Source organism: Rhizobium sp. WW22 (assembly GCF_047041135.1).
In the GTDB taxonomy this organism is placed as follows: Bacteria; Pseudomonadota; Alphaproteobacteria; order Rhizobiales; family Rhizobiaceae; genus Rhizobium.
The window spans coordinates 169,680-191,733 of record NZ_CP178199.1 but is presented as its reverse complement, the minus strand read 5'-3'; the positions used below and the strand labels follow the sequence as shown (position 1 = coordinate 191,733).

Below are 22,054 nucleotides of genomic sequence, written 5' to 3'. Positions count from 1 at the left end.
TGATTTCCATATAGCTTCTACGAAGATCTCGCTCATCTGCGGCCAAATCGCATCAGATGGCGCCCACTTCAATTTTCGATCTGTCCGTAAAACGCGACAACCGGAATGGGGTCGGATCGACGCATGGAGCGTCGCCCGCGACCAGATCCGCCGCCAGATGGCCAATGCCAGGGCCAGCTCCGAAGCCGTGTCCGGAACAGCCTGCGGCGGTGTACACGCCTGCGATGCTGTCCACCGGTGAAATCACGGGTATGGCATCCGGTGTGCAGTCGACATATCCACCCCAAGAGGACACAATGCCTGCATCGGCAACGGCGGGGAACAAGGCTTTTACCCGCGTCATTATGGTTGCCACCAGCCGCATGTCCGGAGCGGGATCGAGTACGCGGATACGTTCAAACGGGGTTGGCCTGTCGAGATGCCAGCGCTCGAGTGTTTCCGGACCCTGGAAGAACGAGCGGCCCATGCCGATCTCGATGGTACTCAGTCGCTTGATGAACATGGGCATGAACGGGCGCGCATAGCGGATGCTCTGCGGTGTGAGTTCGAGCTTCGCCCTGCCGCTGACGGCTACCGTGTAGCTGCCATCGATCCGGCGCGTCAGGGCACAGTCAGACGTATAGATTGCCCCGCCAAAATCCGGCGCAGGGCCAGTCCGTAAGGCGGTCTGACGGACGCTGGCCTGGGGCAGCGAAACCGCGTGCATGCGCAGGAAAGCGGAAGCCCAGGCGCCGGCTGCACAGAGTACCGCGCTGGTGCGGATGGTGCCATTCTCAGTGACGACGCCACTCACTTGCCCATTGGTGATGTCCAGTCCGCGTGCTGCGCAGTTCTGATGAATGGTGGCGCCATGCATGCGCGCGCCCTCAGCTATCCGGGGGGCGGCGAGCCATGGCTCGGCCTTGCCGTCGTCTGCCGCGTGGACCCCGCCCAGCCACTTGCGGCCGCTAGCCGCAGGAACGGCGGCGGCGGCCTCATTGGCCGTAAGCATCCGCGTATTGACGTCGAACCGTTCGGCAACCTCGCGCCATTTGTCCCATTCGGCGAGTTGCTTTTGATCGGAGCTCGCATAGATGAGCCCGCAACGGCGGAAACCAAGGTCATGCCCGATCTCTTTGGTGAGTTGTTCCCACAGCCGCAGCGCCAGATTGGCGATCGGCAACTCACGTGCATCGCGGTTCTGCCGGCGGCACCAGCCCCAGTTCCGGCTCGACTGTTCGCAACCGACATATCCCTTTTCGATCAGCGCCACCGACAGGCCGCGCCGCGCCAGAAAATAGGCCGCGCTGGCGCCGACAATCCCGCCGCCGATCACTACAACGTCCGCAGACTTGGGCAGCGCTTCATCACTGCAGATGTGGTGGATTGTAGGGGACATCGGCGCCTCGACGATCAACAGGAACTGGCATTATCGGCAATTGGTGCCGCAGAATGCACCTACTGCATCAGCATTTCGGTATTTTGCGCCGAATATTGCCTGCATTCAGCAAATGACGCGGAAGAGGCGGCGCGACCCTCGAAGCACGCGACAACGCTTGCACCGGCAGACCTGGACGGGAGTACGTGGTCTTCCGAGAATCTCTGGTCTTCACGGAGATGCTTCTGAGCGTCTCTTCTTGCGCTTCGCGCCCTGGTATGGTCCGCTGGATGACGGGTTTCGGGGAATGGCTTAGCTCTGCTGAACGACCGATATGACGGCGTAAAGCTGCCGAAGGCGTACACTACTGGCGGGCCTCGCCCACGAAGGGCTGACCCGATTTACGAACGTCTACCGCCTTGAATAGATTTGAACCCTCGGCCTCATATCTGCGATTTGCTCAGCGCGTTGAATTTTTATGGCAATGTTCTCTGTCGTTAGTAGAATGAGCCTCCTCGGTTACTATCAATGCACCACAGGACCGACATCGAGGCCGGAATAGGTCACGGCCTCCTTGACGACGGTAACGTTTGTTCCGTTGCGGAACTTCGTGCGCATGCGTTCGAAGGGCTCAAGCTTGTTGACGATGGCGCGCGCAGCGGCGAAATCGCCTTTCTCCAAGGCAGCGTGAACGGCAAGCCCACGGCAGCCTCATGAATCCTGCTGTGGGCATGAAGGAGGTCGGTTACGAAAATCCTGTCCTGATCGCAGTGGGTAACGCTGTTTCGGCCCGCCAAAACACGACCGCAAATGCCTACGGCCTTGCGGAAAACCCCACGGGAGCTATAGGTGCGATCTCTCCGAAAAATTCGCGTCTGCTCAACGATCATTGGTCAGTGACCGCTTTCGGATGAGCTCCAAAATAAGGACGCCGCTCGAGTTCGGCAGATTTCAAGGAACTCCTGAGCCGCAACAAGTCCTTACGCGCGATTAGGCCAACAAGTTTGCCGGTCGATCGATCTATGATAGGGATTCGGCCGGTGTCTGCGGCAAGCATGAGATCGGCAATGAATCCAACGGTGTCGTCGGGATGACCGACGGGGAGCGAACCGTCAGAAATGTTTTCCTTAAGACTTTGGCCGGCAAGATCTTCGTCACCCTGCCAACGCAGCACGTCGGCACGAGAGACCACGCCTGCAAGCAGGCCACTATCTTCGACGACCGGATAGACGCGATGGCTTTTTTGTTGAGATGAAAAGAAGCTACAGGCCTCTCCGAGGCTTATATTTGCAGACAAAGTGTCAACTTGCCGGATCATAATTTCGGATGCACGTGTCAGTTCAAAGGGATCAATGCCGTATTCGCGGGTGATATGCTGACCGCGACGTGCAATCTTTTCGGTCAGAATGGAACGGCGGAGCAGCAGAACGGTGACGGCGTAGGCTGTGACCGTCGCTGCAAGCAGCGGCACAAGGGCGCTGATGTCGCCGGTGATCTCGACCGCGAAGAACGTTCCAGTCAACGGCGCACGCATCGTGCCACCCATCATGGCAGCCATGCCCAGCAAGGCCCAGAAGCCTGGATCTCCGGGAAAGACGAGCCCAACGAGCCAGCCGAGAGCACCACCGAGAATGAGGAGCGGCGCAAGCACGCCACCTGACGTTCCAGAGGACAGAGCCACCAGCCAGATCCCGGCCTTAACAAGAAGGATTGCAAGGACCGCTTTGGCAACGATATGGCTGCCCAACAGATCCGAGATGATGTCATAGCCGACGCCAAGCGCACGCGGTTCGATCAACCCACCAAGCCCCACTACTAAGCCACCGAGCGCAGGCCACCACATCCAATGGATCGGTAACCGTTCGAACGCATCCTCAATTTTGTAAAGCAAGGTCGTCAGCAGACCGGACTGCAGACCGGAAATGATGCCCATCGCAAGGCAGAGAAACACGCTCCACCAGGGAAGATGGCTCTGGAAATTGGTCGGAAAAAGTGGACCTTGTCCAAACAGTAGCGGTCGCCAGTAGATCGAAACACATGCCGCCACCGCAACGGGAATGAAGCTGCGCGGTTTCCATTCGAACAACAACAATTCGACAGCCAGCATCACTGCCGCAATCGGCGATCCGAAAATCGCTGTCATACCGGCCGCAGCACCTGCAACCAGCAGCGTTTTGCGTTCCGCAGCGCTCATGTGGAAACATTGCGCAAACAGCGAGCCGATGGCACCGCCGGTCATGATGATCGGACCTTCCGCGCCGAAAGGGCCGCCGGTTCCAATGGAGATGGCCGATGAAAGCGGCTTTAGAAGTGCGACTTTGGGTGACATCCGACTGCCGCCGATCAGGATGGCCTCGATGGCCTCGGGAATACCGTGCCCGCGGATCTTGTCAGAGCCGAACCGGGCCAACAGGCCGATCACGAGGCCACCGATCACGGGAGCCGCCACCATCCAGGCCGATCGCGGCGCATTCGCGAGTGAAGACGCTTGCGTGCTGACGTGTCCGAGCCACACAACGTTTGTCACAAGCGAAATCAAATTGACGAGTAACCAGGCGGCTAAGGCGCCGCCCGTGCCGACGATAATCGCCATGCCGATCAATAAAAGCACGCGCTTGTCTGTTGTGAAGTCGCCAGCCTCCCGTCGGGCAAGGCCGCCGGTGAAATCATGTTGACGATGGTGTGGTCTGCTTTCCGGGTTTTTCAATGCGTTGTCTCCAAATCGCGCTGCTGTTCAACGCAGGCGCATTTTTTCATCGCTTCCCCGATATGTCGTGATACGATATAAATCAACATCTTTGTGACTGATGGAGTTGCAGCATGACCACGAAAACACATGAGGATGCCCTTTCGCCGGGAGATTATGAGGCCCTTGCGAACCTGCGCTATGCACTGCGAAAATTTACGGAGTTCAGTAACGCGGAAGTATCGAATCTCGGCCTGACGCCACAGCAACATCTGGCGCTGCTTGCGATCAAAGGGCTACCACCTGAAAAAGAGATGACCGTCGGAATGCTCGCCGATCGGCTGCTGATTGCGTCGCATTCAGCAACGGAGCTTGTGAGCAGGATCGCCGAGGCGGGCTATATTGAGCGCATATCGAGCAAGGCCCATGGCCGCTGGCAGATCGTACGATTGATGGACAAGGCCGAACGCATTCTGGCAAAGCTCAGCGGAGCGCATCTGCACGAAATCAGGGAGATGGCTCCGGAGCTGATGCAAGCACTGCGTATCCTCCAGGATCGACGCAAGCTGGAGAAAATCGCCTGGATGGCATAGATGTGGTTGGCTAGAGCGACGCAAATACTGAGATCGTGCAGATGACGAAAGAAACTTTGAGTGGCAGTGATTATGAAGCGTTGGCCAATTTACGCTATACGCTGCGCAGATTTATGGATTTCAGCACATCGGCTGCCCAGGAAGAAGGACTTCCCAGCCAGCAGCACCAGGCCTTGCTCGCGATCAAGGCGCAGCCCGTCAATGATGCTATGACCATCGGATTGCTGGCGAACCGTCTACTGATTGCACCCCACACAGCGACCGAGCTCGTTGGACGATTGAGCGCCGCCGATTTGGTGACACGACACTCGGACCCGCAGGACAAACGGCGACAGACATTGACGCTGACCGCGAAGGCAGACGACGTCCTGCTGCGGCTCAGCGCTGTGCACCTCAAGGAAATACGGGAAATGGCACCCGAACTCATCATGATCCTGCAACGCCTGCAGGCCAAAATCGCCTGACGACGAAGATTTCATCGTGGTATCCGGTCCGCCTTGCAATCTCGCTGTAGGTGAGGCCCTGCTGGCGCAAAGCTTGAAGCGTGTCGAAAATTTCCTGACGAGATTGCCTGTGCGCCAAGCGGGCACGGCGCTGTTGTGACCTGGCGCTGGCGATAGCATCTTCGGAGAGTATCGGCCTAATATGGGCGTGACCATAAACGCTGATCTGCTCCTTGATTGCCTCCCTGAGATTTTGAACCAGATGAAAACGATCAGCCACCTGGCGGGCTTGGGGCGCCCCCTCTCGGGCTGCCTGTGCATACAAGCCGCAGCGATCTCGGCTCACGACCTCGATCGTCGGACGCTCTTGCAACCAAGATTTTGCGCTCTCGACGCTGCGGTCCTCCAGAACATCGACGACCGAATGACGCTCAAGATCGACCATGATTGTCCCGTATCGCGAGGAATGCCGCCAGCTCCAATCATCAATGCCCACGACCCGAATAGTGTCTTTTTGTATGGATGCCGGATTACCGCGCTTCAACTGCCGCAAGATCGTGTCGTCGCTGACCGGCATACCGAGCCGATGCATCAAGTTCTCTCCTGGACGACCACCTAGTCTGTGGCCAATCAAGCCGACAATCTCCGCCATCCGCCCAGTTCGTCGCATATAGGGTGCAGCAATCCCGGGCAATCTGTCGGTGAAGGTTCGTCGCCCGCATTTCCTGTGTCGACACTGCCATCGGTTCAGAGCGAGTTTGATTCTCACCACTTGACCTTGAACAGGCAAGTCCTGGAGGCGGCGGTTGTGCCAGCCGTGCCTGTGTCGGCTTCGTGTTCCGCAATCTGGGCAGATGCCGACCGGTTTCGCAGCAGCCGAAACAACCCAGTTTTCTTCATCATGAAGCGTGATACCCAGAATTTTGACCCCTGGGCCGGGTGACCATTTCGATTGCGTTCGCATCCCCGCAGATAGCAGTCGTGGCGCTAACACTCTGTTAACCACAGAAATTGAGGAAGAACCCGCCATTTCGATAGCTTACAGTTTTATCTCTGCACCTTTTGGCCATCGAGGTAGCCGTGTTCGAAAGCCTTGGCGAGCACGCTTCGTTCCGGATAAGGATTTTCCTCACCTGTCACGTCCCGCATACCAGCTTCGCCGCCACGCTCATATGCCTCTCTGGTCGCCTCATCCGAGGCTTTCAAATCCGGGAGTTCGAGTATTTCTGTGCCGACCGGATCAGGAGGGTTCGACGTCACGCGGTGTCCTGACGGACCTGGACGATTTTCGACTTGCATAGCTGTTTCCTCCTGAGGGCGTGGAGCGATGAGCACTGACGAACAGGCCGCGTATGCGGTCATCACAAAGGCCGCATTTAAAAGAAGCCGTTCCATCGCCCCGAAGGATCGCGATCTGCTGATCGAGGCGAGACGAGAGCGACGCTGACAAAATCAGTATCGCTCTCCATTTAAGGCTATTTGATGCGCTCAGGCTTGCGGGATTTATCGTTTCTGCTCTTGCTGGATGATGTCTTCGCATCGAAGGCCTGCCCGAAATTCGTGCCGCCGAGATGCCCGCCACCACTCGTGTTGTTGACTTGGCGCAGTGTGTGATCAGGCTCGGAACACTGACCCTGTTGAAAGTCCCGACAACGATTTGAAATTAATGGCAAAAGCGGGTGGCTTGCGGGGGTTATGACCGACGCCGATTGCAACCCGCCAATATTACGGAAAGTCAAATCTATTTCAACAGCTTAAGCGCGCTCTCGACGGGGTGATTCTTCAACGCTTATTCACAGCCATGGAGATGTGGAATGGGATCGCACGCTTGAAAACGGCATAAGCGAAAGCAGAGGGTGAGATTTTTGGCCGGACAGCATTAAGTTTACAGTGCCCTCTCCCGAGACCATGACCTTCCAAGCTATCCGCGCCATCTTTTTCGCGAGTGCTCGATGACGCAGACGGCCAGCTACTACAACAATGCCGAACGAAGAAACGGACGCCCGGCGCGACTTGTGATCTGAACTGCGATCACGTCGGCCACCGGAATGTGAAAATTACTTGCTGCCTGTCAGTCAAGAGCCTAATCTGTGGACCAGTCGGAGAAGAGGATGCATCACGTTTACCAACTTGGCGCAATCTCTGATGGGCAGAAGTGTTTGCCAACCGGCTCGCCTCAGATGCCGGTTCTCGCCTCCAATAGTGAAAGCGAGGCAGCCCATGGATATCTTCATTGCAAAGAGAAACATCCAAAACTTCAATACTTTGCTCCTTGCGGAGCAGAGCGATATTCAGAAAAGCGTTCTCGTGGAGCTGCTTCGACGAGAAGAGAAAAAGCTAAAAGCAGCAATCTTGGCAGACGACCATCGAACCCTAGCGCACAACGACTCAAACGAGATTCCAAACTCCTCGCCCCCGGCGATGGAAGCTAGCGCAAGGTGCGCTAATCTCCCTGCGGTTTCTGGTAATGTGCTCTGGAGAAAAATCGCGCTTGAGCGATGGGAAAATGAAGGCGGTGCCACTCGACTGCATTGATGGTGGCTAGGAAGGGCGCACGAGGTTTTGCTACGCTCTCAACAATGGGAAATGAGGTGCTCTCCTACTCGACGGAATACGCGGTGATAGTCGAGCGAGCGGCTTTTCGCGCTTCTCCCACTCTGGCACTTCCACTATTACGCGTCAGGCTTGCAGAACGTCAGCAGCACTTTTAGAAATCCTATAGCGGCCGGCGATGGCTTGGACGCGCAGCTGGGCATTGATGATATAGACGCCCGCGACGATCGCAGTGTGTGGCAAGGTGAGTTTGTTTGAAGCCACCATTGGAGGATGGGCATCATGATTGAAGTTCGTACGATTGGTCTGGATCTGGCCAAGACGGTATTTCAGGTCCATGGCGCGGATGCATCTGGGGTAACTGTGCTTCGCAAGCAGTTGCGGCGCGGACAGGTTTTGAAATTCTTTGGTGGCCTGCCACGGTGCCTGGTTGCGATGGAAACCTGCGGAAGTTCTCATTTCTGGGCTCGCGAGATCGGCCGTCTGGGACACGAGGTCCGGATGATCCCTCCGGCTTACGTGAAGCCGTTTGTGAAGCGTCAAAAGAACGACATGGCCGATGCCGAGGCGATCTGCGAGGCAGCGCAACGACCAACGATGCGCTTTGTTGCCGTGAAGAGCGAAGAGACACAAGGAGCAGCAGTGGTATTACGCACCCGCGATCTGCTGATTCGGCAACGAACGCAGACCATCAATGCGCTGCGTGGCCATCTGGCAGAATTCGGCGAGGTGGCACCGCAGGGCTTGGGCTACGGTCCGAAACTGTTCGCGATGGTCGAGGATCCGCAAACAGCGCTTCCGGAAACGGCACGGACTGCTCTGCGGTTTCTGACGGCGACCTTGTCGCAATTGAATGACCAGATCCGGGCGCTGGATGCGCAGATCGTGCGCCGGGCCCGTGAAGATGAGACAGTGCGTCGGTTGATGACAATTCCCGGAATTGGGCCGCTGATTGCCAGCGCACTGGTGGCGCTTGCACCATCGCCGGAAACTTTCAAACGTGGACGGGACTTTGCCGCATGGCTTGGGCTCGTGCCGCGACAACATTCGACAGGCGGCAAGCAACGTCTCGGCTCCACGACGAAGATGGGGGAACGATCTCTGCGGCGGCTCCTGATCATGGGAGCCAATAGCGAGGTCGTGTGGCGCGCCCGCAAGGGAGCAGCGCCTGGATCATGGCTGGCCAGGATACTGGCGCGCAAACCACCGATGCTGGTGAGAGTGGCGCTTGCCAATAAGATGGCGCGCATCGTCTGGGCGATCATGTCCAGGGGAGGAATATACAGAGCTCCGGTTGCTGCGGCTTAACGCCAACGTAACCGAGGGGGACGTCGCGGCGAGAGAGGTCATTGGAAGTATGGCGCAACGGTCGTGAGACGGGATCAGGAAAACCAGTGCGCACCAAAGTGTCTCAAGAGCACGCGGCGTTGATTTGGACCTGACCTGCGAACACCATACGGGCCAGCGGCATATGAGAAAGCCGCACAACAGGCCGGACACATGTCAGCACCGACAACGCGCAAATGCCGACCCAAAGATTCCTCTTGCCAACCGGGTGTCTACACATGGTGCGCGGTTCGTTAATGGCGTTGTCGTACGTGGTCGGCAATCGCAATAACCGGTCTTCGTCACGATGCCTTTCAAGTACAATGCTTCCCGCCGCCATCGCATTGGCAAGATGAAGTTCAAGGTCACGAACTGGGCGGAATATGAGGCAGGTCTTCGTCGATGCGGTAGTCTGACCCTGTGGATCACGGCGGAGGCCCTGTGGCCCTGTCGTCCTGGCAGGCGCCGAAGCGCACGACGCGCGGTGGCCAGTTCGCGGCCGATGGCGCCTATGACGGCAATCCGACCTATGACGCCGTCACCAGGCACAGTGCCGGTGCTGTCGTGGTCATTCCGCCACGCGCCAATGCGGTGGAACGGCCGGACGCCGATCCTTCGAGCCAGCGAGACCGACACATTGCGGCGAGCAACACCGATGGCCGGTTGAAGTGGCAAGCCGCTACGGGATATGGCAAGCGATCGCTGGTCGAGACTGCGATCGGTCGCTACAAGTCGATCATCGGACACCGACTACGGGCACGCTCATTCGGCGCCCAGCAGACGGAAGTCGCCATCGGCTGCGCCGTCCTCAATAGAATGCTGGCATGCGCACGCCCGAAATCCGTCCGCTGCAAGACTGCAACGCCGTAGCAACAGCATCAAAGTGCGGACTCTGAAAAACACCCGAGCCGCGCACCAAAGCCAATACGACGCCTACTCTGAACGCTCCAATGAAATTAGCCCCTCGGAGAAACGGTGCCGGAAATCATCCAAGCTGCTGCTATCTTGGATGGAAATGTCGGTCAGTTTCTGAACCTCAGAAATCAGGTTCGCGCTGCGAAGTTTCAGTTCGGCAACCAGCATTTCTTGCCGCGCCTGCAAAGCTTTGAGATCTTCCACGTCTGTCGATGTGGCGAGCCATTCCAGAACTGTGCCATTGTCATCGCGAACTGGCGTCGCCTGCGTACGAAACCAGCGATACGAGCCTGTTTCAGCGTTGCGAATACGATATTCGATTTCGAAGCCGCCCATTTCGATCGCGTCTTCCCAGGTCTTCGTTGCTACCTCACGGTCGTCAGGGTGAACGACTTCGAGCCACCCCAGCCCATGGCTTTCAAGTTCTTTCTGTCCGGTGTAGTTCATCCACTGCGGACCAGACCACGTGAAATGTCCCCCCTCAGTGGCTCGCCAGACAAGTTGCGGTATCCCTTCTAGAAAGGCACGTTGGCGTAATTGCGCAGTTGCCAACGCTTCTTCCGCTTTCTTTATTGATGTGATGTCGTGGCAGATCCCGCCCAAATGGACAATCTTGCCATTGCCGTCTTTGATGGGGAAGTCGGTTGTGCGGAGCCATCGAATGCTGCCGTCGGTAGGCCGCTCGATACGGTAGTCGAACGTCACAAATTCTCCGCTCCGAACTCGGCGGAGGTTTTCCGCAGCACCGTCCCGATCCTCTTTCACGATCAACTCAAGCCAGCCGAGCATATTGTCAGCGCGCAGCGCCGCTTCACGGTCCAGGCCAAAGATTTTTTCGAACGCCGGCGTTAGATACGACCATTGCAAGGTCTCTGCATCTCGGATCCAGAGGATGTCCTGTGACGCCTCTCCGAATTGACGGAAGCGATTCTCACTCTCTCTTAGCGCTGCTTGCGCACGGGCTCGTTCCGAGACATCCACGAATGTAACGACGGTCCCATCAATCCTATCTTCCACGGTTCTGTAAGGCCGAAGGCGCATGGAAAATTCCTTGCCCCGCCGGCTGGTGACCTCTCGCTCGATCGGCACCAGATCCTTCAAAACCTTTCGCGCATCAGCGTCGATATCGTCATAGTCGAGAAAGTGTGTGAAGTCCGTGATTGCGCGACCAATATCGTGCCGGGTGATATTGAAGAGCTCGGCGACCGGTGCGGTAAACATCTTGATCCTGAGATCGGAGTCGAGAAAGAGGGTGCCGATCTCCGTCGCAGACGACAGGTTCTGTAGGTCGCTGTGCGCGGCAGATATGCTATCGAGCTTGTTTTTCAGTTCGGCGTTGACTGTGTGCAATTCCTCATTGATAGACTGCAGCTCTTCCTTTGAAGTTTCAAGCTCTTCGGCTGTCGAGCGGTATTCCTCATTCATCGACTGAAGTTCTTCGTTGGCCGCACGGAGCTCCTGGACGAGAGCCTCGTGCCCGTTTCGGCTCATCATCAAGGCTTCTTGTGACGCTTTCAGCTCCGCGTAAATGCGACGCACTTCATCGGGTCGGGTGTCAGAAACCTGGGCAGCATCCTCGTTTTCGAGCACGATACCGCCATCCAGGAAGAACACGAGCGCTTGAGTGGCCTTGTCCGTCTCGTTCCTAACCGGAGTTACCTGTAATGCGACACGCCGTTTGCCGTGGTCGAAGGCGACAACCGTCGGAAATGTCAACGACGGCTCCCCCGATTCCAGTGCGCGTGCAAGCGCGATGCCAAGGCCCAGGCGCAACTCCGGTCTTACAACCGCCGTCAGTGACCGTGAGACTGGGCCTGCAGAATGGAGAAGGAAGCGACCGGCAGTTGGGGAAAGATGCAGGATATTCTCGCTGTCATCGAGGAGCGCGCTAGCTGGCGCGTGTTGCTCCAATGACGCGACGTGGAGAGCCGCAGGCAGAGCTCCCCGATCGCTGACGAGCGGAATGGGACGGGTAAAATCTGCAAGCTGTTCTGAAACAGCAAACTGCGGAAGGATAGGAAGCAATTGGGTGCCATTTGCGCGGGCGCTGTAAATCCGCGCCTGTCGGTCTATTGGCGCAAAAAGATTGGCAGCGGCATCGACTGTTTCCGCCGAACCCAGGAACAAAAAACGCCCGGTTCGCAGGCTATAGCTGAACAGCGAGCAAATCTGGGCTTGCAGCCCGCGTTCAAGATAGATCAGCAGGTTGCGACATGTGATCAAATCGAGCCGCATAAACGGCGGCTCTTTGAGAATGCTGTGTTTGGCAAAAAGGACTGTTTCGCGAAGCTCCTTACGCACACGAAAGTGGGTCCCCTCGTCGACAAAAAACTGCGCAAGTCGCTCTTGCGAAACATCGGCCTCGATTGATCGAGGATAACGACCTTCCCTGGCCACCGCCAAGGCAGCTTCGTCAAGGTCTGTCGCAAAAATCTGCAGCGGTATATTTACGCTTTGCCGAGCCATTTCCTCGTGGAGCAAGATTGCGACGCTGTAGGCTTCTTCGCCTGTTGCGCAACCGACGACCCACACTCGTACGCTATCCTCGTTTGCTGCATCGTATCCACTAACCAGGGGGCATATCACCTGGCGCGCCAGTGCCGCAAAAGCATGTTCATCCCGAAAAAACATCGTTACCGATATTAGAAGGTCGGAGAAAAGGGCCATTGCTTCGTCAGGGGTGGCTATTAGGTAATCGGCGTACTCGGTGAGCGTCTTACTTCGGCTCACCTGCATTCGACGAACGACACGCCGCATGACTGTGGCGCGCTTGTAGGCGGAAAAGTCATGGCCGACGCGAGAGCGCAACAATGCGACAATGCGCCGAAGATCGCTTGCTGATCCCTTTACATCGAGAGACCGCACAGCGTCCTTGCTGCCAGCCACTTCGGCGAGATGCTCAATAAGGCGTGCAATCGGTGCAACGAAATCAGCCGCTCCTGTCGCTATGGCATTCCGCGGCATGGATGGGAAGGCCGCCTCTGCGGGATCCTGCACCATGATGACGCCGCCAGCTTCCTTGACGGCTGTGACACCAAGCGAGCCGTCGGTTCCAGCTCCTGTCAGCACAATCGCGACGCCGTCGCCGCGGGCTAGCGCCACAGAACGAAAAAACATATCGATAGGAGCCCGTTTGCCCCGAGGCTCCGTAAACGGTCGCGCTGCGATGCTGTCGCCCTCGATAACGAGTTCGCGGTCTGGCGGGATGACATAGACGCAGTTTGCCATAAGCGTCGGAGTGTCTTCTATCTGGTAGACCGGCATGCGTGTGCAAACGGAAAGAATCTCTCGCAGCGCACTAGGCTCGTCTGGTGATAGATGGAGAATGACGACGTAAGCCAAACCGAGATCGGGAGCGATCAGCCTGAACATGGTTTGCAGAGCCGCCACGCCACCTGCGGACGCTCCGATCGCACACACCGGTACGAAGTTCTGACTGCTGTTGAAGGGTTTCTCAGTAAGATCCGTCATGTAGCCTCTGTTATTGTCAACCGCCACCCCGCGCAACAGTGGCTAGCGGGCGCGTCGACAATATATACTGAGGCGCGACTGAAGCTAGGCGGCTGACTTCGGGCTCCCGGAAATTTTGCCGATTTCTTCGAGTGTCGCCATGACTTTCAAAATGTCTTGTGATGAACACGAGTAGTAAAGGTTTTGTGCTTCTCGGCGCACAGCAACCAGATTGGCGCTCCTGAATCGTGCAAGATGCTGAGACAAGGAAGACTGGCTAAGCCCCAGCTCCGTTGCAAGCTCTGACACGCCCCACTCATCTTTGGTGATCAGCTCCAGCACTTTCAGACGGCTGGGATTTGCGAGAAGCCCAAGCAGCTCCGCAGCTTTATCGGCATTGAACTTTATATCGTCTGTCATCAAGCAATCCCCTAAGAATTTGGGGTGAGAAAAAACGCCAGTCATCACAGTTGATAAAGGTAATGTTCAATACCCTGTGCTTGTATTAGGTTATACTATGCTATGAAGGCGGACAATGGGCCTTGGAGAGGGCGTTCAATTGGAGCAAATGGAGCGAACGAAGGTTCTTACGTCGGAGATCGCCGGTCTCCTGTCGGATGTCCGGGAGAACATCAGTTTAAGCCGCAGGCTTTTGCAGGACGCGCCGAGTGTCCCGTCTGCGCGCGAAACCGTAAGGCTTGTGATCCCCGAAATCGGCTTCTTTACGTGGTTTGTTGCAGGGAACCTTTACCATGGTGATAGCTTATTCGCGGCGCTCCACGGGATGGAGGCAGAGGACCTGGCGGCCGGTGTGGCTGTCGAGGACTTAATAGGCCGTATGGAGAAAAGTGACCAGCCTCAGGTCGCTCACGGGCTCTTTCAAGCCATCAAAACAGGAGAACGATGCCATCTTGAATACTCGACCTATCCCGGTGGAACCCAACGGAAAGTGGTGCTTACGGGCTGCTGTCTGAGAAATGAGCTAGGTCTAGCCTCATTCTTTTGCGGCATAGTCGTCGAGAAGAAAGCCGCCCTTGTTCTTGATGGCTCGGAGCCGTTTCAGGCTTACTGTGATGCAGCCTTGTCTTTGGCGAGGGAGCGGGGAAACCTGCTCGCAGCCCGCTACCTCAAGTCGGCGCTCAATTCAGTACAGGTGTCGCTTTGCTCTTAAAGGCGAGATGAGAGCTTTGGTGCGCGGCTCGGGTGTTTTTCAGAGTCCGCACTTTGATGTTGTCGTCTAGGGGGTTGCCTTCCCGCAACGGACGGATTTCGGGCGTGCACATGCCAACATGCGATTGAGGGCTCTGTTGCAAACATTGCGAGAGGTTGGATAGGTGCCGTGTTCTCTACCCTCATGCAGCCTGAGTTTCGAGATTCCGGGCGAGCAGAGCTACGGCTTCCGTCAGGGCGCTCGGTCCGATGCCAAAAGCCCGTTCAACGATACGGGCTTCACCACGGGCGTCACCCGTCAGATTGAAAATCGCAGCCTGGCCCTTGCGCAAGGCTCGCATGACCTCGAAACCTTTGATCGACGCATAGGCTGTTTTCAGCGTCTTGAACCCTCTCACCGGCCTGATCAGTTGTTTCAGCTTGCCATGATCAGCCTCAACGACATTGTTCAGATATTTGACCTGCCGGTGCACAAGCTCGCCGGGGCATTTGCCTTCGGCCTTCAATTGCGCGATGGCAATGCCATAGGTTGGCGCTTTGTCGGTGTTGATCACGGCTGGCTTTTCCCAATCCTTCAGACCGTTCAGGGCCTTGCCGAGAAAGCGCGTGGCGGCTTTCGCGTTGCGGGTCGGGGACAAATAGAAATCGATCGTGTTGCCGAATTTGTCGACGGCCCGGTAAAGGTATGTCCATTGGCCACGAACCTTCACATAAGTTTCGTCGACACGCCAACTCGTTGATTGCGGACGACGCCAGTGCCAGCGCAGCCGTTTTTCGATCTCCGGCGCGTACTTCTGGACCCAACGATAGATCGTGGAATGATCAACAGGAACGCCCCGTTCACCCATCATCTGTTCAAGATCCCGGTAGCTCACCCCATAGCGGCAGTACCAGCGGACCGCCCAAAGGATGATTTCACCCTGGAAATGACGCCACTTAAAATCGCTCATCAAAAATCTCACTCAAAATCTTTGGTGCTCCTTCCGGCATCTTTGGAATTTTTGCAACAGAGCCTTCCTGTCAGCATAGGGTGTCTGCGGCTCGTATCGAAATCTCTCGGATCTGCTGACGGAAAACCTGTCGGAACTCCCTGAAGTTATCGAACCCGAGAGCAACGGCAACTCTGGCCACGGTTGAGGGCGACACTCCGCATCGGTTCGCAAGCGATTGCGCAGTGCCGAACGCTACAATTTCAGGATGAGCGAGAGCCGTGCGTGCGACACGCTCTTGTTGCTCCGGGAGGCTAAGCTTGGTTGCTACAATCATATCCTTTAGCTCGGCGATGGTCGTCAGTTTTCGAATTGTTTTATCCGTGCTCATGATCATGCTTCCGGTGCTTGTTCGGCTATAACTTTTGGGAAGGGTCGTTGAAGGTTGTCACCCCCGAACTTTGCCTGGAGGGCAGCACAGGCCTGCGCCATGTATTCTCTAAGCGGAGCAATCGCGGACTTACCCCCGCTTCGACGACGAGCCATCCGGCACAAACCACGTTCTCCACAAGTGCATGACCGGATCGAATTCAACGGAAACGTTCCTTCGGATGGTGAACGTTCCCGTCCGCACCATCGCTCAACCTGATATCCTGTGGCCGGTACCCGTAGTCGCAGCAGGTCGTTGATCGAGTCTTCAGCGGCGCATCCTCCGGCATCAGGAGTATGCGACGGCTCGATCCGAAGGTCGGGCCGCCGCTAGATCGGGCAGGAGGAGTTGTCCGACAGAGACTGTTTTGCTTTCTCTGAAAGCTCAGCCAAGAACCTCTGCCAATTTCACGAGGGATCCGGTCTTTGCAGACTGGGTTGCAGCTTCCGCCATGGCGAGCGCTGCGACACCATCATCGAGCGTGACCGGCAGAGCCGAGGCTGTGTTCACAGCGGTGACAAATGCTGCCCATTCCGCCGCATAGGCGGGCATGTAGCGTTCGAGGAAGAAATAGGTGGGCTTTGAGCCCGTCACGCCAGAGGTGGTGGACTTTACCACTGTGTTTTCCAGCATGTTCTGCGCCTGCAGCAATCCTTCCGAACCCAGCAATTCCAGACGCTGATCATAGCCATAGACGGCGCGGCGGCTGTTCTTGATCACGGCAATACGGCCATCGGCGTAGGAAAGCGTCACCACGGCGGTATCGACATCACCAGCGGCACCGATTTCGGGATCAACGACCGATGTTCCGACAGCCGAGACAGCGACGGGAGCCGCACCCAGGATGAAGTTAGCCATGTCGAAGTCATGGATCATCATGTCACGGAAGAGGCCGCCCGAGACCTTGATATAGGCGACCGGCGGCGGCGCGGGGTCGAAGGACGTGATTGACAGGAGTTCAGTCTTGCCGATTTCACCACGGTCGGCTGCTGCCTTGAGAGCCGCAAAGTTGGGATCGAAACGGCGGTTGAAGCCAATCATCACCGGCTTACCGGTAGCGACGGCCGTCTTCTGGCAAACCTGTGCCCTTGCAAGGCTGAGGTCGACAGGCTTTTCACAAAGCACGGCCTTGCCTGCTGTCGTCGCCCGCTCGATCAAGTCGGAATGGGTATCGGTGGAGGTGGCAATCAGCACGGCATCAATGGCGCGATCATCGAGGATCGCATCGGTCGAGCGAGCTTCGGCGCCATACTGGGCGGCGATCTTCTCAGCGGCGGCCTGATTGATGTCGGAGACAGCCGCGAGGCGGCTGCCGGGATTGGTGGAAATGGCGGTGGCATGGACGCCAGCAATACGGCCTGCGCCCAAAAGACCGACGTTCAGGATGGTGGATGACACGGATGATCCTCCTAGGAAAACAACATCAGATAGTGAAAGCGGTGCGGAACGCTTCAAGCGCATCTTCCGGATCGCCGGAGGCAAAGGCTTCCATACCGACAGGCCCCGCATAGCCCATCGCTTTCAGGGCTTTTGCAACGCCGTGCCAGTTCACTTCGCCCGTGCCCGGCTCGCAACGGCCGGGATTGTCAGCCACCTGAACCTCCCCAATCCAGGGCAGACAGGCCTTGCACCAGCGGATAAGATCACCCTCGCCGATCTGGGTATGGTAGAGATCGAGATTGATGCGCAATTGCGGGCGGTTCACGGCAGAAACGATAGCAAGCACATCAGCGGTCGAGCCGAAAGGGCAACCAGGATGATCGATGGGGTTGAGGTTTTCTAACGTGAAAACCTGACCCTCGGCTTCTGCCAGATCGCAGATGCGGTTAAGCGTATCGCGCGCCCGCTGTTCCATACCCGGCGCGAAGGCACCGATCTTCGGTATCGGAATGCCCAGTTCACCAAGCCCCGTGCCATGCAGATTGAGGCGGTGGACACCGAGGCGCTTGCCAACCTTCGCCGTTTCCGTGGCAGACGCCAGAAGCATCTCACAACCTTCTGCATCGGTGAGCCGACCTTCGAGATAGCCGTTCATGATAGTGAAGGTGGCACCGGTTTTTTCCAGGGCGTCGAGATTCCAGGCGGGCCAGTTCCAAAGGCCGACGCCGAAGCCCATCTCCTTCAGGCGGCTTGCCCGCCATTCGATTGGTCTGTCGCGCCAGAGCATTTCGGCGCAAGCGGCAAGTTGGAAGGTCATCTTAGATTTCCTGAAGTTTGAAATCGGCCGGTGCAACGGGCATAACACCCCTTAGTAGGGCCACGGATTTTTTAAGCCCTTCGAGCGAATTGAGAAGCACGTCCTCATGTTCAACGGAGAGCCAGCCGTCGTAACCGGCCATTTTCAGGCGATAGCAGAACTGGCGCCACCATTCCTCCCCGTGGCCGAAGCCGAGCGTGATATAGGACCAGGAGCGGGCCGGAATGTCGGTGAGGCTCCCATTTTCGAGGAGGCTGGTCACCGCCTGCTTCGGCGCGTTCAGGAATGTATCCTTGGCATGGACGTGATAGACGGCCTTCCCCAATGCCTCGGCCGCTATCAGCGGATCCGCCCCCATCCAGAACAGATGTGAAGGGTCGAGGTTTGCACCGACGACAGGGCCGACTTGCTGTCGGAGCTTCAGGAGCGACGGCACGTTGTAGACGCACTGGTTACCATGTAGTTCGAGCGCAATCCTTTCCACGCCGCATTCGTTTGCCAGCGCCACTATCTCGGCCCAGAAGGGCAGGAGCTTTTCTTCCCACTGGTATTTGAGGATCGCCTGCGTTTCCGGCGGCCAGGAAGAGACGACCCAATTCGGCATGGTATCGGACGGATTGCCCGCAGGCAGGCCAGACATGGTGCAGACCGTCTTGATGCCCATTTCGCCTGCGACCCGGATGGTTTTCTTCAGATCTTCGCCCTGAGCCGGATCGGTTGGGTGAAGCGGATTGCCATTGGCATTCAGGCTGATCACATCAAGCCCACGATCTGAAAAGCCCTTGAGGAAGTCCTTCTGCGCGACCGTGTTGCCCAGCATGGATTTGAGATCGAAATGCGGGGCTGTCGACCAGCCGCAAGTGTTGACCTCGACCCCCGAGACACCCATGCGGGCCGCATTGTCGAGTAGGTCATTGAGCGGCATGTCCCCAAGGCTGTCGGATACGAAACCCAGTTTCATGCGTAGAACTCCGGCTTGGAAATCATGGTGACGGGTTGCTTTTGACCGCAAGCAAGTGCTTTAACGCCTGCCTCGGCGACGACGGCAGCGGTATAGCCATCCCAGCAGCTCGATGCGAATTCCGGGAAAATGCCTGTCTTGACGAAGCCTAGGAAAGCCCGGTTCTGGCGGCGATAGGCATCGAAATAGCGGCTTCGCCAATCGGCATCGTAGCCGGTATGAACACCCAGCGACTGCTCCAGCCGTGTATAGGCGACATGGTTCATTGCCATGCTCGCCTGCTCGCCGACGAGTTCGGCACGGACATCATAGCCGTATGCCGCGTTGTTATTGATCTCGATATTGACGAGTTGACCATGAGAGGTTTCGAGAACCATGAAGACTGGTGCAACCCTGGCATCCGATCGAACGGGCTGGAAGGCCGAAATCGCGGCATATTCAGTTCCGAGCACATAGCGGACCACGTCGAATTCATGTGGCGCCGAATTGGTGATCGCCATTGCCCCCGTAAAGTTCGAAGCGGGCGTTTCCACATTGCGGTGGAAGTTGTGCATCATCAGCGCCCGGCCAAGTTTGCCGGTCGACAATGCCTGCTTCATCTCGCAATAGGATTGGTCGTAGCGCCGCATGAAGCCAAGCTGTACGAACCTTCGACCGACTTTCTGTTCCGCCTGCATAACCGAGAGGCATTCTGCCGAGGACTGCGACAGAGGCTTTTCGCACAGCACCTTCTTGCCCGCGTTGATGCAGGCGAGTGACAGCGGCGCATGTGTGAAGTCCGGGCTCGCGACGATCACCGCATCCACATCGGCGCGGGCAATCACAGCTTCCGGGTCAGTCGCAACGTCTGCTGCACCATGGGCATCGGCCACCTTGCGCGCCCGGACTTCGTCCATGTCGCAGACCACCTGAAGGCTTGCGCCTTGCATTTCCTCGGTGACGATCCTGGCATGATCAGCGCCCATCAGTCCCGCACCAATGACTGCGATTCGCACCATTGGACAAACTCCTTCCATTCGGTTGGCGCAAGGCCCAACCGCTTCCGTTCAACACAATCCGCTACGTGATGGCTCAATCAGATTCATTCAGTGCGCGGGCGGGGCGGAACACCGTCATGGGTCTCCCTATAGCCTTCGATGGAGGCTTCGAGAGTTGCCATCGATTCCCCTCCGGCCATTAGATCGGCGATCTGCTCGCGTGTTTTTTCCCCCTTTCGGAAGTCGGCCGCAATGGCACCCCGGATGAGCACCGCGAAGTGATCGCCCACGGCCATGGCATGCATCACCTGATGGGTGATGAAAACGACCGCGAGGCCGCGGCGTTTGGCCTCATTGACGATCCGCAGTACGTGCGCAGCCTGTTTGACGCCGAGGGCTGCCGTCGGCTCGTCAAGGATGAGAACACGGGCTCCGAAATAGACAGCACGCGCGATCGCGAGCGACTGGCGCTCCCCTCCGGACAGACCGCCGACCAAACGGTCCCCGTCGGTGATGCGAGTGATCCCCATCTTCTGAACCTCCGCAACGGCCACTCGGTTGGCGGTCGTGCGGTCGAAATACTTGAACGGGCCCCAGCCCTTTGTCGGTTCTGAACCCATGAAAAAGTTGCGCCCTATGGACATCAAGGGATAGGTCCCACCGAATTGGTGAACCGTAGCGATCCCCCGTTCCTGCGCTTCGCGGGGACTGGAGAAATTGGTGGGCTCGCCATCCATCAAGATTTCGCCACGCGTCGGCTGATAGACTCCGGACAGGGTCTTGATGAGTGTGGACTTGCCCGCGCCGTTGTCGCCAAGCAGGCAGAGCACCTCACCTTCGACTACCTTAATACTGATATCGTGCAGAGCATCAATATGGCCAAAGGATTTGTCGACGTTTCGAAATTCGAGAACGGGTTTCTTGGCGGACATTGTCGCTCTCCTTACTTCTTCTTGGACGTCGACCAGCTGGTGGCCAAATGACGAAACGTGTCGTTGAGCAGGACGGCGATCAAAAGCATGACGCCGATGATCAGAAAGGACAGGTTTCTGTCGATCTCCGTGAAACCGATAGCCTGGGTTACGATCGAAAGCGTGAGCACCCCGAAGACAATGCCCATTACCGTACCGAAACCACCGGTCAGGAGAACGCCACCGACGACGACCGCGATAATGGTGTTGAAGATCAGGCCAAAATTGGCCTGGGACGTTGCGGAGCTGAATGTCATCACCTGGAGAACACCGGCGAAGGCCGCCGACGTGGAACACAGCATGAAGAGAGCAATCTTCATCTTAGTTACAGGGATACCTGCGTTTCTCGCGCTTTCCTGGTCGCCACCGAGAGCGAAGACCCAGCTTCCCTTTGGGGAGTAGTGCAGGAAGAAGACGAATGCTGTGATGAGGCCACCCCACCAGAAGACGGAAGAGTTAAAGCCATACACTTTGCCGCCGAAGAGCGATTTTGCCCAATCTGGCGCATGATAGAAAGAATTGGTGTTGTTGATGAAGAAGATCGACAGGTAGAGCGTGATACCTGCCACGGCAAAGAGCGTCGCCAATGTCACGATGAACGACGGCACGCGCGTGTGAGTGACGATGTATCCGTTGATGAAGCCGATCAGGGCACCAATGGCAAGAGCCGCAGCGACACCAACAAGCACGGGCATCTGATAGTGCTCACAGACGATCGCAATCGTCATAGTCGACGCAGGAAGTACGGCACCCGTCGAAATGTCGAGTTCACCGGCGATCATCAGAAATCCGACTGGAATTGCGATCATCCCGACCAGGGACGCGAAATTGACCCATGTCGTCACACCCGGAACTGAGAGAAAATTACGGCTGTATCCGAAAATCGAAAAGAGAACGAAGACGGCCACGAATCCCATGAAAGCACCAGCGGCAGGGGTGCGAAAAAAGGCCTTGATGGATGAAATGGTCGTTTCACTCTGGACGGCGGTTGTCTCAACGGTGCTGGTTCTCAGGTTTGTGGCGGTCATGTAGCAAAATCCTCAATCAACGCAGACGAAGTTACATGGAGGGAGCAGGGCTGAAACCCGGCCAGTTT

18 protein-coding genes and 3 pseudogenes are annotated in these 22,054 nt (G+C 57.0%); 6 read left to right on the top strand and 15 right to left on the bottom strand.

Annotation, left to right across the window (positions count from 1 at the left end; genetic code table 11):
- Positions 1-52 precede the first annotated feature (52 nt).
- From ACK83U_RS19805 to ACK83U_RS19795, 3 genes and pseudogenes are all read right to left on the bottom strand, one after another.
- Entirely contained in the window at positions 53-1,378 is a 1,326-nt protein-coding gene (locus ACK83U_RS19805) for an NAD(P)/FAD-dependent oxidoreductase (protein ID WP_112611624.1), read from the bottom strand.
- Positions 1,379-1,891: 513 nt separating this feature from the next.
- Positions 1,892-2,056: pseudogene (locus tag ACK83U_RS19800) on the bottom strand (dihydrodipicolinate synthase family protein); the annotation flags it as partial.
- A gap of 187 nt (positions 2,057-2,243) precedes the next feature.
- Positions 2,244-4,064, bottom strand: a complete 1,821-nt coding sequence (locus ACK83U_RS19795) for a chloride channel protein (protein ID WP_412474970.1) — start codon at positions 4,062-4,064, stop codon at positions 2,244-2,246.
- 113 nt (positions 4,065-4,177) lie between these two features.
- On the opposite strand from ACK83U_RS19795, the gene ACK83U_RS19790 reads away from it, so the two are divergent.
- Complete coding sequence (locus ACK83U_RS19790) at positions 4,178-4,636, top strand: MarR family transcriptional regulator (protein WP_112611660.1); 459 nt, start codon at positions 4,178-4,180, stop codon at positions 4,634-4,636.
- A gap of 41 nt (positions 4,637-4,677) precedes the next feature.
- On the top strand, positions 4,678-5,100 hold the full coding sequence (locus tag ACK83U_RS19785) for a MarR family winged helix-turn-helix transcriptional regulator (protein ID WP_034513032.1): 423 nt from the start codon (positions 4,678-4,680) through the stop codon (positions 5,098-5,100).
- A gap of 19 nt (positions 5,101-5,119) precedes the next feature.
- Here ACK83U_RS19785 and ACK83U_RS19780 read toward each other — a convergent pair.
- Positions 5,120-6,043 (bottom strand): annotated as a pseudogene (locus ACK83U_RS19780) (ISL3 family transposase); the annotation flags it as partial.
- Between the two features lie 83 nt (positions 6,044-6,126).
- Positions 6,127-6,378 carry an Sf3a2-prov protein gene (locus ACK83U_RS19775; protein WP_112611652.1) on the bottom strand — a complete coding sequence of 84 codons (252 nt, stop codon included), beginning with the start codon at positions 6,376-6,378 and terminating at the stop codon, positions 6,127-6,129.
- Positions 6,379-7,299: 921 nt separating this feature from the next.
- On the opposite strand from ACK83U_RS19775, the gene ACK83U_RS19770 reads away from it, so the two are divergent.
- The 3 genes and pseudogenes from ACK83U_RS19770 to ACK83U_RS19760 all read left to right on the top strand — a co-directional run bounded on the left by ACK83U_RS19770 (position 7,300) and on the right by ACK83U_RS19760 (position 9,828).
- Entirely contained in the window at positions 7,300-7,614 is a 315-nt protein-coding gene (locus ACK83U_RS19770) for a hypothetical protein (protein WP_112611648.1), read from the top strand.
- Between the two features lie 300 nt (positions 7,615-7,914).
- A complete protein-coding gene (locus tag ACK83U_RS19765) occupies positions 7,915-8,940 on the top strand; it encodes an IS110 family transposase (RefSeq protein WP_112611646.1) in 1,026 nt (341 codons plus the stop codon).
- A 325-nt stretch (positions 8,941-9,265) separates the two neighbouring features.
- Positions 9,266-9,828: pseudogene (locus ACK83U_RS19760) on the top strand (transposase).
- Between the two features lie 63 nt (positions 9,829-9,891).
- Here the strand turns inward: ACK83U_RS19760 and ACK83U_RS19755 are convergent.
- Both ACK83U_RS19755 and ACK83U_RS19750 read right to left on the bottom strand, forming a co-directional pair.
- Positions 9,892-13,344 carry a chemotaxis protein CheB gene (locus tag ACK83U_RS19755; RefSeq protein WP_112611056.1) on the bottom strand — a complete coding sequence of 1,151 codons (3,453 nt, stop codon included), beginning with the start codon at positions 13,342-13,344 and terminating at the stop codon, positions 9,892-9,894.
- Positions 13,345-13,428: 84 nt separating this feature from the next.
- The gene (locus ACK83U_RS19750) at positions 13,429-13,743 is read right to left on the bottom strand and encodes a metalloregulator ArsR/SmtB family transcription factor (RefSeq protein WP_112611058.1); all 315 of its coding nucleotides are present in this window, start codon (positions 13,741-13,743) and stop codon (positions 13,429-13,431) included.
- Positions 13,744-13,858: 115 nt separating this feature from the next.
- Here ACK83U_RS19750 and ACK83U_RS19745 point away from each other — a divergent pair, with 115 nt between their 5' ends.
- Positions 13,859-14,494 carry a hypothetical protein gene (locus ACK83U_RS19745; protein ID WP_112611060.1) on the top strand — a complete coding sequence of 212 codons (636 nt, stop codon included), beginning with the start codon at positions 13,859-13,861 and terminating at the stop codon, positions 14,492-14,494.
- Positions 14,495-14,675: 181 nt separating this feature from the next.
- Here the strand turns inward: ACK83U_RS19745 and ACK83U_RS19740 are convergent, their stop codons facing one another.
- The 8 genes from ACK83U_RS19740 to ACK83U_RS19705 form a co-directional block, all read right to left on the bottom strand.
- Positions 14,676-15,443, bottom strand: coding sequence for an IS6 family transposase (locus tag ACK83U_RS19740; protein WP_112611062.1), 768 nt, complete (start codon positions 15,441-15,443; stop codon positions 14,676-14,678).
- A gap of 70 nt (positions 15,444-15,513) precedes the next feature.
- Positions 15,514-15,759 carry a MurR/RpiR family transcriptional regulator gene (locus tag ACK83U_RS19735; protein ID WP_412475020.1) on the bottom strand — a complete coding sequence of 82 codons (246 nt, stop codon included), beginning with the start codon at positions 15,757-15,759 and terminating at the stop codon, positions 15,514-15,516.
- Between the two features lie 477 nt (positions 15,760-16,236).
- Positions 16,237-17,238, bottom strand: coding sequence for an inositol 2-dehydrogenase (iolG, locus tag ACK83U_RS19730; protein WP_112611080.1), 1,002 nt, complete (start codon positions 17,236-17,238; stop codon positions 16,237-16,239).
- 37 nt (positions 17,239-17,275) lie between these two features.
- Positions 17,276-18,049, bottom strand: coding sequence for a TIM barrel protein (locus tag ACK83U_RS19725; protein WP_112611066.1), 774 nt, complete (start codon positions 18,047-18,049; stop codon positions 17,276-17,278).
- Between the two features lies 1 nt (position 18,050).
- On the bottom strand, positions 18,051-19,010 hold the full coding sequence (locus ACK83U_RS19720) for a sugar phosphate isomerase/epimerase family protein (protein WP_112611068.1): 960 nt from the start codon (positions 19,008-19,010) through the stop codon (positions 18,051-18,053).
- Positions 19,007-20,008: a Gfo/Idh/MocA family oxidoreductase gene (locus ACK83U_RS19715; protein ID WP_210290530.1), complete on the bottom strand. Its 1,002-nt coding sequence runs from the start codon at positions 20,006-20,008 to the stop codon at positions 19,007-19,009. Before ACK83U_RS19715 ends, ACK83U_RS19720 begins: the two co-directional genes overlap by 4 nt.
- An 83-nt stretch (positions 20,009-20,091) precedes the next feature.
- Complete coding sequence (locus tag ACK83U_RS19710) at positions 20,092-20,919, bottom strand: sugar ABC transporter ATP-binding protein (RefSeq protein ID WP_112611072.1); 828 nt, start codon at positions 20,917-20,919, stop codon at positions 20,092-20,094.
- An 11-nt stretch (positions 20,920-20,930) separates the two neighbouring features.
- On the bottom strand, positions 20,931-21,986 hold the full coding sequence (locus ACK83U_RS19705) for an ABC transporter permease (protein WP_112611074.1): 1,056 nt from the start codon (positions 21,984-21,986) through the stop codon (positions 20,931-20,933).
- Positions 21,987-22,054 lie beyond the last annotated feature (68 nt).